Annotated in this window: 11 protein-coding genes; 10 read left to right on the top strand and 1 reads right to left on the bottom strand. The window is 62.1% G+C overall.

Annotation, left to right across the window (positions count from 1 at the left end; all coding sequences use genetic code 11):
• Positions 1–8: 8 nt before the first annotated feature.
• From narI to ACHZCU_RS19860, 7 genes are read left to right on the top strand one after another with little or no spacing between them, the layout of a single operon-like run.
• The gene (gene narI / locus ACHZCU_RS19890; protein WP_319520256.1) at positions 9–728 is read left to right on the top strand and encodes a respiratory nitrate reductase subunit gamma; all 720 of its coding nucleotides are present in this window, start codon (positions 9–11) and stop codon (positions 726–728) included.
• Positions 729–734: 6 nt separating this feature from the next.
• Entirely contained in the window at positions 735–1640 is a 906-nt protein-coding gene (locus ACHZCU_RS19885; RefSeq protein ID WP_319520255.1) for a peptidylprolyl isomerase, read from the top strand.
• Between the two features lie 16 nt (positions 1641–1656).
• Positions 1657–2220 (top strand): DUF2478 domain-containing protein, encoded by a 564-nt coding sequence (locus ACHZCU_RS19880; protein ID WP_319520254.1) that lies wholly within the window; start codon positions 1657–1659, stop codon positions 2218–2220.
• Positions 2210–3238, top strand: coding sequence for a GTP 3',8-cyclase MoaA (gene moaA, locus ACHZCU_RS19875; protein ID WP_319520253.1), 1029 nt, complete (start codon positions 2210–2212; stop codon positions 3236–3238). The genes ACHZCU_RS19880 and moaA overlap by 11 nt, the downstream gene beginning before the upstream one ends.
• Position 3239: 1 nt before the next feature.
• Entirely contained in the window at positions 3240–3794 is a 555-nt protein-coding gene (gene mog / locus ACHZCU_RS19870; RefSeq protein WP_319520252.1) for a molybdopterin adenylyltransferase, read from the top strand.
• Positions 3791–4294: a group III truncated hemoglobin gene (locus tag ACHZCU_RS19865; RefSeq protein ID WP_319520251.1), complete on the top strand. Its 504-nt coding sequence runs from the start codon at positions 3791–3793 to the stop codon at positions 4292–4294. The genes mog and ACHZCU_RS19865 overlap by 4 nt, the downstream gene beginning before the upstream one ends.
• Positions 4291–4581, top strand: coding sequence for a DUF6522 family protein (locus ACHZCU_RS19860; RefSeq protein ID WP_106305808.1), 291 nt, complete (start codon positions 4291–4293; stop codon positions 4579–4581). The genes ACHZCU_RS19865 and ACHZCU_RS19860 overlap by 4 nt, the downstream gene beginning before the upstream one ends.
• Before the next feature lie 3 nt (positions 4582–4584).
• On the opposite strand, the gene ACHZCU_RS19855 is transcribed toward ACHZCU_RS19860, so the two are convergent.
• Positions 4585–5112 (bottom strand): DUF488 domain-containing protein, encoded by a 528-nt coding sequence (locus tag ACHZCU_RS19855; protein ID WP_394706146.1) that lies wholly within the window; start codon positions 5110–5112, stop codon positions 4585–4587.
• 284 nt (positions 5113–5396) lie between these two features.
• Between ACHZCU_RS19855 and ACHZCU_RS19850 the strand changes: the two genes are divergently transcribed.
• The 3 genes from ACHZCU_RS19850 to ACHZCU_RS19840 are packed head-to-tail and all read left to right on the top strand — an operon-like array spanning position 5397 to position 11242.
• Positions 5397–9398 (top strand): bifunctional nitrate reductase/sulfite reductase flavoprotein subunit alpha, encoded by a 4002-nt coding sequence (locus ACHZCU_RS19850; protein ID WP_319520250.1) that lies wholly within the window; start codon positions 5397–5399, stop codon positions 9396–9398.
• A gap of 30 nt (positions 9399–9428) precedes the next feature.
• Complete coding sequence (locus ACHZCU_RS19845; protein WP_106305802.1) at positions 9429–10019, top strand: ANTAR domain-containing response regulator; 591 nt, start codon at positions 9429–9431, stop codon at positions 10017–10019.
• A gap of 2 nt (positions 10020–10021) precedes the next feature.
• Entirely contained in the window at positions 10022–11242 is a 1221-nt protein-coding gene (locus ACHZCU_RS19840) for a CmpA/NrtA family ABC transporter substrate-binding protein (protein ID WP_319520249.1), read from the top strand.
• Positions 11243–11445 lie beyond the last annotated feature (203 nt).

The raw sequence follows: 11445 nt of genomic DNA, 5'->3' as shown, positions 1-11445 counted from the left end.
GACAGAACATGTCAGCCTATCTCAACACCCTCGTTTTCGGCATCTACCCCTATATCGCGCTCACGGTGCTGATCCTCGGGACCGTCATCCGCTATGACCGCGAACCCTATTCGTGGCGCTCGGGCTCGTCCCAGTTGCTGCGGCGAAAACAGCTCATCTGGGGTTCGGTGCTGTTTCACGCCGGCGTGCTGGTCATTTTCGCCGGCCACGTTGTCGGCCTGCTAACGCCGATCTGGATTTTCGATGCGCTCGGTATCGGCCACGGTGCCAAGCAGGTGCTGGCCGTTGTCGCCGGCGGCATTGCCGGGGTCATGGGCATTGTCGGCGCAACGCTGCTTGTCCATCGCCGCTTGTTCGATGCGCGGGTGAGGGCCGCTTCGACTGTCAGCGACACCATGATCATCATTCTGCTCTGGCTGCAGCTCCTGCTCGGCCTCGGCACGATCCCGGTGTCGCTGCACCATCTCGATGGCCATGAAATGGTGGAATTCATGAGCTGGGCGCAGGGCATCTTCACCTTCAATTTCGCCGCCTCGTCCTACGTCGCCGATGCCGCATGGATCTTCAAGGCGCATATTTTTCTGGGCCTCACCATATTGCTCGTCTTCCCGTTCACCCGGCTGGTGCACATGCTGAGTGTTCCGGTGCGCTACATCTGGCGTCCCGGCTATCAGGTTGCCCGGCAGAAGGGTGACGGATCACGTATCAACGGCAAACTGGCGGAGTGAGGAATAATGGTCAATCTCTTCACGCCACAACAGCCGAAGTCTTTAGACGATAGGCCCGAACCGGGCAGCGGCTACCAGGCCGTCGATACGAAAATCCCGCCCAAGGCACGTCCGGTCTTTTCTCAAATCTCCGTCAACGGCGTCACGATTGCCGAAAGCGCCATTCTCGCCGAGGCTCAGAACCACCCGGCCGACAATCCGGGAGCGGCGCTGAAGGCTGCGGCGGAAGCGCTCGTCGTCCGCGAGCTGTTGCTGCAAAAGGCAGCCGAGCAGCAGGTGATCGGTACACCGGAGACAACCGCCGACGGCAGAAAAGAAACTGCCGAGGATGCCGCGATCCGGCATCTTATCGAGACGGCGGTCGGCGCACCTTCTGCCGGTGAGACGGAATGTCGCCGGTTTTATGAAAACAACCGGGCACGTTTTCGCTCGGAGCCGATCTTCGAGGCACGCCATATCCTGCTCGCCGCAGATCCGGCTGACGAGGCGGCCCGGCGGCAGGCGCGTGCCGAGGCGGAGCAGATGATCGCGGATATGGAAGCCGGCGCGGTTCACTTCGCCGAACTGGCCCGGGCGCGTTCGGCCTGTCCGTCGGCGCAGCAGGGCGGTAATCTCGGCCAGCTTTCGCCGGGCAGCACGGTGCCGGAATTCGAGGCGGTGCTGATGCGGTTGCCGGAGGGAGAGGTGACCGGTTCACCGGTTGAAACCCGCTACGGTTTCCACATCATCCGCATGGATCGGCGCATCGAGGGGGAGCAATTGCCGTTCGATGCGGTCAGGCCGCGCATTGCCGCCTGGCTGGAAGCTGCGGCCTGGTCGAAGGCGGTGCAACAGTTCATCGCGGTTCTGGCGGCGGAAGCCGCCATCGAGGGCATCGAGATTGGTGGCGCCGACGGGCCGCTGGTGCAGTAAGGGAAAGGGTTTTGTGATGGCGAACGTGGAAACTGCGATATCTGAAAACAGATCGCTCGCCTTCATCCCGTTCATGCAGGATGATGCCGCCGACCGGATTCTGGAAGCGGTCGCACGGCAGTTGATTGCAACAGGGCATCGTGTCGAAGGCTTCATTCAGCATGCCGAAAAGGACGAGGGCCAGTGCTGCGGCGCGGTCGCTCTGGAAGACATCGCCACCGGCAGACGCTGGCGGATCATGCAGGCGCTCGGTGCCCATGCGCGCGGTTGCCGGTTGGATTTCAACGCGCTTTCGCAGGCGGCCGTTTTCGCCGAGACGCGGATTAGCACCGAGCCGGACCTTCTTGTTCTGAACCGTTTCGGCAAAGGGGAAGAGCAGGGCGGCGGGCTGCGCTCGGTTTTCGAGGCTGCCTTCGTGGCAGGCGTGCCGATCCTGACATCGGTGAAGCAACCCTATCTCGATGGCTGGCATGAATTCTCAGGCGGTCTGTCAGAGCCTTTGCCGCCTGAAACCGATGCCGTCCTGCAATGGAGCTGTGAAGCCATTGGTGAGGCAAGGCGGGTGCGTGATGCAGCATGAACACGCGATAGGGCAGGCCGTGCCGCGCCCGCTCGTCGACGGTTTCGGCCGGACGGCGACCTATCTTCGGCTTTCGGTAACGGATCGCTGCGACCTGCGCTGCACCTATTGCATGTCCGAGAACATGACGTTTCTGCCGCGCCGCGACATTCTCGATCTTGAGGAACTCTACCGGCTTTCCCGGATATTCATGGCGCGCGGGGTGCGCAAGATCAGGATCACCGGCGGTGAACCGCTGGTGCGCAAGAATATCATGTCGCTGTTCACCATGCTTGGCGCGGAACTGGAGCGTGGCGCGCTTGACGAGTTGACGCTGACGACCAATGGCACATTGCTTGACCGCTATGCGGAGACGCTTTTTGTCCATGGCGTGCGCCGGGTGAATGTGTCGCTCGACACGCTCGATCCCGGGCGCTACCGCGCGATTACCCGCTGGGGCCGGATTGAACGCGTCTTTGCCGGCATTGAGGCGGCGCAGGCGGCAGGCCTGAAGGTCAAGATCAATGCGGTTGCCATGCGCGGTCCCTTCGAGAATGAGGTGGATGACCTGATCCGCTTCGCCCATTGCCGGGGCATGGACCTGACGCTGATCGAGGAAATGCCGCTCGGCGAGGGGCGGCATGATCGCCGGGAGAGCTTTCTGTCGCTGTCGAATCTGCGTGAGACGCTTTCGAAGCGCTGGACGCTTGAGCCGCTTGCCGTGAGCAGCGGCGGTCCGGCGCGCTATGTGAGGGTCAGGGAAACGGGCAGCATCTTGGGGTTCATTACGCCGCTTTCCTGCGATTTCTGTACCGCGTGCAACCGCCTGCGGGTCAGTGCCACCGGCGATCTTTATACCTGCATGGGTAATGAAGGCCGGATCGGCCTCAGGGAGGCCTTGCGGGCGAGCGCCGATGATCGGCCGGTCGACGCACTGATTTCGCGTGCTGTGGCCCTGAAGCCTGAGGGGCACGCGTTTTCAATTACGAATACCCACATCGATGGCATCGCGCGGACGATGTCCGTGCTTGGAGGATAAGATGCTGATTGTCGCACTGACCATTTCCGACCGCGCCAGCCGCGGTGAATATGAAGATCAAAGCGGCGCCATGATTGAGACCTGGCTGGCTGAAACCATCACGTCGCCCTATACCCTGAACCGCGTCATCATACCGGATGGAGCCGCTTCCGTGCGTGAAACGCTGACGGACCTGTGCGACAATGTGAAGGCTGACCTCATCCTGACCACCGGCGGCACGGGACCGGCGCCGCGCGATGAGACGCCGGAAGCCATGCAGGCGGTGATCGCAAAGGAGCTGCCGGGTTTTGGAGAACTGATGCGGCGCATCAGCCTCGAACAGGCGCCGACCGCCATTCTCTCACGCCAGACCGCCGGTGTGCGGGAAAAGAGCCTGATCGTCAACCTGCCGGGCCGCCCGGCTTCGATCCGGCTATGTCTTGACGCGGTCTTCCCGGCGATCCCTTACTGCCTCGATCTGATCGGGGCGGGCCGGATCGAGACGGATCCGGCAAGGATCAAGGCGCACCGCCCGCCGGGCAGAAATCGGGCATTCGAGAAGGAGTTTCAGACATGAGAGGACGATCCGCGCCGGAGCGCACGGTGATCATCGACGGCAAGCCGCTTCCCGAGGTTCTGGACGAGGCGATGATCCGGGCCGTAGTGCATGGCTTTTATGACCGGGTCCGCGCGGACCCGCTTCTCGGGCCGGTGTTCACCAGCCGCATCGCCGCCGATGACTGGCCGCGCCATCTTGAGCGGATGTGTGATTTCTGGTCGGCGACGCTGTTGCGCACGTCGCGTTATCAGGGGCGGCCGCTGCCGCCGCATCTTGCAATCCCCGAGCTCGAAAAGCGGCATTTCGAGCGTTGGCTGCAGCTTTTTGCCGAAACCGTCGGCGCGTTCTGTCCGAAAGAAATTGCGGCACTGTTTCTCGATCGGGCTTTGCGCATTGCCCATTCCTTCCGGTTGGCGATCGGCTTTCATCGAGGTGAGGACACGACCGGGCTGTGCCCGATTGCGCGCACTGATCTTGCCCGAACGGCAAAACACGTGGGAAACGGAGAGCTATTATGAATGCGCGGGAAACGGAGGCGTTCATCGAGCGCAATGCGGACGGCCAGTTCGAAATCAGCGCGGAGAGGCTTGCCCGTCGCTTCGGTATCAGTGTCGACGAGCTGCACGCGATGACGGCGCGCGGGCTGGTGCGATCTTCGGTGGAGCAAGGTGACGGCGAAGACGCAGGGTGCTGGCGTCTCTCCTTTCGCATTGGCAACCGCCGCTGGCGACTGACCGTGCGTCAGGATGGCATGATCGCAGGCGACGAGTTCAGCATCGTCTCGTCTGGCGGGCGTTCGCCGTAAGCGCTATCGAGAGCGGCCGGACTTGGAGGTCGAAGGCTTGCGATCAGCCTCGTGATATAAGGGCGCGTCGGTGTCGTCGCCGTCTTCTGTTCCGCGCCAGGGCGCGTCGAGCTCGTGCAGAAAACAGGGCGGTGAGGAGACTTCCACCGCGATCTCTTCCGGCCGATCCGCCTCGTCCTGGCGCTGGCTTCTTTCCGTGATAACGGCCGCCAGTACGCGCGCATGGTTGATGCGTTGATCGCGAGCGCCATACAGCAATGTGACGGTGTTTTTCTCGCTTTCAGCGCACAACTCATCAAGTGCGGCGTTTTCCGCAAGCTCCGCGCGATAGCGCTGTTGAAACGCCGCCCACCGATCCTCCCGGTGCGCAAACCATTTGCGCAATTCGTTTGACGGAGCGACATCCTTTGCCCAGAGGTCAACGCGGGCCTTGTCTTTTGCAAGGCCGCGCGGCCAGAGCCGATCGACGAGAACGCGCAGGCCGTCCGCGTTGTCGGGTTCGTCGTAGACCCGTTTGATCCTTACCGGCATCGCGCTGTTTCCTCCGTGTGATGTCTCGATGCTTCAGTCGGGCTTGAAAGTCGCCGCGTGTCGGACTATCGTTGATGCATCAATGTCCAATGGCGGGCATTCCATCGCAAAGCTGCGGATCTGAGAACCGTTTCCTGAAAGGGAACGCTTCGAACGATGCCGTGGCTTTTTTGTTTTCATCTTAGACAGCGAGGAAAGCCGATGCCACCCCGGCGGATGATCAATTCTGCGCGTCATTTCCATGCCCTATCAAGCCGTAGCATTCTCAAGAACGGAGGATCGCGATGGCTGTAGAGACGGTCAAAAGCGTATGCCCTTATTGCGGCGTCGGCTGCGGTGTCGTGCTCGACGTCGAGGATGGTCGGATCGTCCGGCTTTCGGGCGACAGGGATCATCCGGCCAATCGCGGCCGGCTCTGCACCAAGGGAAAGACCGCGCATGAGGCGATTGCTGCGCCTGGCCGCCTCGAACACGCGCTCGTCCGGGGTGAGGGCGTTGCGCCGGAAGCCGTAGCCGTCGATGCGGCGATTGCCGAAACGGCCAGAAGGCTGCGCTCCATTGCCGATGAACACGGGCCGGATGCGGTTGCGCTTTATGTCTCCGGCCAGATGTCGATGGAGGCGCAGTACCTCGCCAACAAACTCGCCAAGGGGTTTTTACGCACGCGCCATATCGAGTCCAATTCACGGCTTTGCATGGCCAGCGCGGGTTCCGGCTACAAGTTGTCTCTGGGCGCGGATGCCCCGCCGGGGTCCTATGACGATATCGAGAAGGCCGATCTGTTTTTGGTGATTGGCTCGAACATGGCCGACTGCCACCCGATCCTGTTTCTAAGGATGATGGACCGGGTCAAGCAGGGCGCGAAGCTGATTGTCATCGATCCACGCCGCACAGCCACCGCAGAAAAGGCTGATTTGTATCTCGCGCCGAAACCCGGAACCGATCTCGCGCTCCTCAACGGCATCCTGCACCTGATTGTCGAGGCCGGCGGCATCGATCAAGCCTTTATCGAGGCTCATACCGACGGCTGGGCCGATATGCCAGCCTTTCTCGCCGGCTATCCGCCGGAACGCGTGGCGGCGATCACCGGCCTGACGGTCGAGAGCATCAAGGCCGCCGCCGAGCTCGTGCTGGCCGCTGACGAGTTTATGACGTTGTGGACCATGGGGCTCAATCAGTCGGTTCAGGGCACGTTCAACACCAATGCGATCTGCAATCTGCATCTTGCCACTGGAAAGATCTGTCGTCCCGGCAGCGGGCCATTCTCGCTGACCGGCCAGCCGAATGCCATGGGCGGGCGCGAGATGGGCTATATGGGACCGGGTCTTCCGGGGCAGCGCTCGGCACTGGCGGATGCCGACCGGCGGTTTTGCGAAGATCGCTGGGGCATTGCGCCCGGTAGCATCCGCGCCGAGGAAGGAACCGGCACCATTGCCATGTTCGAGGCGATGAAGGCAGGCGCGATCAAGGGCGCCTGGATCATCTGCACCAATCCGGTGGCCAGCGTCGCCAACCGCAGGACGGTGACGGCAGCGCTGGAGCGAGCCGAATTCGTGGCGGTGCAGGATGCCTTTGCCGAAACCGAGACCACGCCCTATGCCGATGTCCTTTTGCCGGCGGCGGTCTCCTTCGAAGCCGACGGTGTCATGGTCAATTCCGAGCGCAATTTGGCGCTGACAGCGGCGGCAGCGAGGGCGCCGGGCGAGGCACTGCCGGACTGGCAGATCATCGCGAAAGTGGCCTGCGCCATGGGCTATGAAGATGCCTTCAGCTATGAGCGCGCGGCAGACGTATTCGACGAAATCCGACAGTTTTCCAATCCCGCGACCGGTTATGACATTTCCGGCATCACGCATGAACGTCTGCGCGAGGGCAGCATCCAGTGGCCGGCATCTGAGAGTGGAGAAGCCGCGCGCAATCCGATCCGCTACCGCGTACCTGACGCGGGACTGAGGTTCGCCACCGAAAGCGGCCGGGCGAAATTCTGGCCGCGCGCCCATGCCGGACCGGGGGAATTGCCGGGTGACGATTATCCCTTCATTCTCAACACTGGCAGGCTTCAGCACCAGTGGCACACCATGACCAAGACTGGCAAGGTCGCCCGGCTGAACAAGCTCAATTCCGCGCCGTTCGTCGAGATCAACCTGTCCGATGCGGCTGCGCTTGAAATCGGCGAGAACGATCGGGTCGCGCTGACCTCACGCCACGGCGAAGCGGTGCTGCCGGCGCTGGTCACCGACAGGGTAGCGCCCGGCGTTGTGTTCGCGCCCTTCCATTGGAATGATCTGTTCGGCGAGCAATTGGCGGTCAATGCCGTCACCGGCAATGCCGTCGATCCGATATCGCTCCAGCCGGAGTTCAAGGTAACGGCAGTCTCTCTCGCACGCGTCGCGGCGTCAAAAGAGCCGGAAAAGCCGGCTCTCCCGGAGTCGGCGGCAGTGGACCGGTTGAGCCCGGCGCTTGCCGCAGCCGGTGTCAAGCTGGGCGTTGATGCAGATTCCCTGCCGAAACTGGACGACACGGCGCGCCAATGGCTCGGTGGTTTTCTTCTTGGTTTGAATACCGGGCAATGGGAGGGGCGAGCAGCGCCGGTGCTTCCGACGGAGGCGCCGATTCCGGCCGAAGCAAGGGCCATGGTGGAAGGCCTGATGGCCGGGGTTTTTGCTGCTGAAGGGAACTCGGATGAAACAAAGACGGGTCAGAAAGTCGGCGTCTTCTACGCCTCTCAAACAGGCACGGCGGAAATGCTGGCTTCCGAGGTTTGCGATGCGCTTGGCGAGAAGGGGTTCAGTGCCGAGCCGCGTTCGCTCGATGACATCGGCATGGATGATCTTGAGACCGAGAATATGGCGATTTTCATCGTCAGCACTTGCGGCGATGGCGATCCTCCCGATCATGCGGTCGGCTTCTGGTCCGCGCTGTCAAAGGCGGAGCAGATCGAAGGGCTCTCCTATGCGGTGATCGCGCTTGGCGACAGTTCCTACGACCAGTTTTGCGGCTTTGGCCGAAAGCTCGATGCACGGCTTGAAAGTCTTGGCGCGCAGCGCCTGGCTGATTGTCGCACGCTGGATGCGGGCGAGGAAGGAGACGCGGTTGCCGCTGCACTGTCCGTCCTGTCCGGGGCTGGAACAAAGGAAGCGCCTTCGTCGGGCACTGCGGCGCATACGACGGCAAGAAACACCCGGCAAACCATTTCCGCCCGACTCAGCTCCAACCGGCTGTTGAGCGGTGAGGGTAGTGCAAAGGAGGTGCGTCAGTTCGGATTCCGGACCGACGAGCCGATGCCTTACGAGGCGGGCGATGCGCTCTCCATCATGCCGCGCAACTGTCCGGAACTGGTCGATGAAATCCTGTCCTATCTGCAACTTCCGGCCGACAAGCCGATTTCCGGCTTGAACGGACACGACATCGGCATTGGCGAGGCCTTGCGCGATCACTTCGAGGTTGCCCGACCAACGCATGAATTTCTCACATGGTGGGCGCAGTACAGCGGGCATGAAACGCTGAAGAGGCTGGCTGGCGAGGCTGATCGGAAAACTATCAATGACTGGCTCTGGGGCCGGCAGATTGCCGATATCCTGGCCATGGCGCCGAAGCCGGCGGATGGACAGGAATTCTGCTCGCATCTGAAAAAGCTCAAGCCGCGGCTTTACTCCATCGCCTCAAGCCCGAAGGTCAAGCCGGACGAAATCCACCTGACCGTCTCGGTGTTGCGCCATGCTCGCCATGGCCGCGCTCGCAAGGGCGTTGCCTCGTCCTTTCTGGCGGACAGGGCAGGCGGTGTCCCGATCGGAATCTCGGTGAAGAAACAGGCGCATTTCCGTCCGCCCGCCGATCCTGCCGCGCCTGCGATCATGGTTGGTCCGGGCACAGGCATTGCCCCCTTCCGTGCATTTCTGCAGGATCGCGAAGCGGAAGGCGCGAATGGCTCGAACTGGTTGTTCTTCGGAGAGCAGAACCGGGAAAGCGGATTCTACTATCGCGACGAGATGGAACGCTGGCAGAAGAACGGCTTTCTGGGACGGTTCGATGCGGCCTTTTCGCGGGACCAGCCTGAGAAGATTTATGTCCAGAACCGGATGGTCGAACAGGGGCGAAAGCTCTGGGAGTGGCTGCAGGATGGCGCCTATTTCTATGTCTGCGGCGATGCCAGCCGGATGGCGAAAGATGTTGATGCCGCGCTCAAGGCCATTGCCGCGACGCATGGCGGTCTATCGCGCGAGGCGGCGGAGCGCTACGTTGACATGCTCGCACGGGAAAAACGTTATATGCGTGACGTCTATTGAAGGTTTGATGCGGAAGGTCCTGACCTAACAATGAATAACAGCGATCTGGCGATCCTTGTCATCGATGAAAACGCGATCCGCGCCGCCATTATCAAGGAGGGCCTGCTCAAGGCCGGCCACCGGAATGTCACCGTCGTGGAGGAACTGGTCGGCGTCGCCCGTATCATCGAACGGCAGGCGCCGGACGTGATCGTGATCGATATCGAAAACCCCAACCGCGATATGCTCGAAAGTCTGTTCCTGCTGTCGCGGTCGGTGAAGAAGCCGATCGCCATGTTCGTCGACCGATCCGATACCGACATGATCCATGCGGCAGTTGATGCAGGGGTTTCGGCTTACGTCGTTGACGGGCTGAAACAGGAGCGGGTGAAGCCCATCCTCGACATGGCGATTTCCCGTTTCAACGCGTTTTCGCGTATGGCGCAGGAGCTGGAGGCGGCGAAGAGCCAGCTTGAAAACCGCAAGGTTGTCGACCGCGCCAAGGCCTTGCTGATGAAATCGCGCGGCATGGACGAGGAAAAGGCCTATGCGCTGCTGCGGCGCACGGCGATGGACCAGAACCGCAAGATTGTCGACGTGGCGCAGAGCCTGATCATGACGTTCGAGATGCTGGAGAGATAGAGATGCAGGACCTTTCAATCGGATTTGTACCGCTTCTCGACAGCGCCATCGTTCTGGCCGCCGAGGCGAAAGGGTTTTTCGTCGAGGAGGGGCTGAATGTCCGCCTGACGCGGGAGACCTCGTGGAGCGCGATCCGCGACCGGCTGGCCGTCGGCAGCCTGCAGGCCGCTCATGTGCTGGCGCCGATGCCGATCGCGGCCAATCTCGGCCTGTTTCCGCTGTCGCCGAAACTGGTGGCGCCAATTGCTCTCGGGCTTGGCGGCAATGCGGTGACGGTGTCGGCGGCCCTTGGCTCGGCGATGGAGGCGGAGGGCGATGAAAGCGACCTCGATCCCGCCAGGGCGGGCGCCGCGCTGAAGCGGGTGATCGCAGCGCGGCGCTCGAAGGGCCTGCCGCCGCTTCGCTTCGGCGTTGTCTACGTATTTTCGGGGCACAATCTCGAACTGCGCTACTGGCTCGCGGCCAACGGCATCGATCCCGATCGGGACATCGAAATCGTGGTGCTGCCGCCGCCCTTCATGCCGGACGCGATCGAGGCCGGGCGGATCGATGGCTATTGCGCCGGCGAGCCGTGGAACACGATCGCCGCGCGGCGCGGCGCGGCGCGGATCGTCACCGTCAAGGCGAAGATCTGGCGGTCCAGCCCGGAGAAGGTGCTGGCCCTGCCGGCCGATTTTGCCGTCCAAAACGAGGAGACCGTGGCGGCGCTGCTGCGCAGCCTCTACCGGGCGTCGGCATGGTCGGCCAGGCCCGAAAACCATGGCGAACTGGCGGCAATCCTCTCCGAACCGCATCACCTCAATGTCGATGCCGCGGTGCTGCAGCCGCTGCTTTCCGGCACGGTCGCGATCAGCGAAACGGCGGACCGCGCGGTCGAGGATTTCTTCCTGACCTCCGCCAAGGCCGCGACCTTCCCCTGGCAGAGCCATGCGCTCTGGTTCTACAGCCAGCTTGTGCGCTGGGGGCTTTGCGATCACTCGGCCGCAAACGCCGCGATCGCGAAAATGAGCTATCGGCCGGATATTTATCGCAAGGCGTTGCAGCCACTGCATACACCGCTGCCGGGCGCAAGCCTGAAGGTGGAAGGCGCGCTCAAGGTGCCGACGCCCGTGGGGGCGAGCGCCGGTGGCCTCATTCTCGGCCCGGATGGCTTTTTCGACGGGCAGATATTCGACCCCGATCAGGTGGGCGCCTATATCGCACAGCAGAGGGCGGCGATCTGAACACGCTGCTGACAAAGCCCGCGCCACACTTCGTCTTCATGCTTGGGCCTGCCCCGAGCATCTAGGCACATCTCAATGCGACAGACTGGTCGGATAAAAAGTCTGTTTGAATACAGTCTATTATGAAATGCCTACGCCGTTCGTGCGGAACTGTGGTTAGATCCTTGGGACAAGCCCACTGTTGTCCGGTTTAGCCATCTGTC

Origin of the sequence: uncultured Martelella sp. (genome assembly GCF_963677965.2) — a bacterium.
Taxonomy (GTDB): domain Bacteria; phylum Pseudomonadota; class Alphaproteobacteria; order Rhizobiales; family Rhizobiaceae; genus Martelella; species Martelella mangrovi.
The sequence above is the reverse complement of the archived record's forward strand: the minus strand, read 5'-3'. Positions and strand labels throughout refer to the sequence as shown.

Bases quoted from the DNA above. Each gene is read 5' to 3' on its own strand.
- moaA (WP_319520253.1), top strand. From the start codon at position 2,210: ATGCAGCATGAACACGCGATAGGGCAGGCCGTGCCGCGCCCGCTCGTC.
- ACHZCU_RS19845 (WP_106305802.1), top strand. From the start codon at position 9,429: ATGAATAACAGCGATCTGGCGATCCTTGTCATCGATGAAAACGCGATC.
- mog (WP_319520252.1), top strand. From the start codon at position 3,240: ATGCTGATTGTCGCACTGACCATTTCCGACCGCGCCAGCCGCGGTGAA.
- ACHZCU_RS19855 (WP_394706146.1), bottom strand. From the start codon at position 5,112: ATGCCGGTAAGGATCAAACGGGTCTACGACGAACCCGACAACGCGGAC.
- ACHZCU_RS19880 (WP_319520254.1), top strand. From the start codon at position 1,657: ATGGCGAACGTGGAAACTGCGATATCTGAAAACAGATCGCTCGCCTTC.
- ACHZCU_RS19860 (WP_106305808.1), top strand. From the start codon at position 4,291: ATGAATGCGCGGGAAACGGAGGCGTTCATCGAGCGCAATGCGGACGGC.
- ACHZCU_RS19885 (WP_319520255.1), top strand. From the start codon at position 735: ATGGTCAATCTCTTCACGCCACAACAGCCGAAGTCTTTAGACGATAGG.
- narI (WP_319520256.1), top strand. From the start codon at position 9: ATGTCAGCCTATCTCAACACCCTCGTTTTCGGCATCTACCCCTATATC.
- ACHZCU_RS19850 (WP_319520250.1), top strand. From the start codon at position 5,397: ATGGCTGTAGAGACGGTCAAAAGCGTATGCCCTTATTGCGGCGTCGGC.
- ACHZCU_RS19865 (WP_319520251.1), top strand. From the start codon at position 3,791: ATGAGAGGACGATCCGCGCCGGAGCGCACGGTGATCATCGACGGCAAG.
- ACHZCU_RS19840 (WP_319520249.1), top strand. From the start codon at position 10,022: ATGCAGGACCTTTCAATCGGATTTGTACCGCTTCTCGACAGCGCCATC.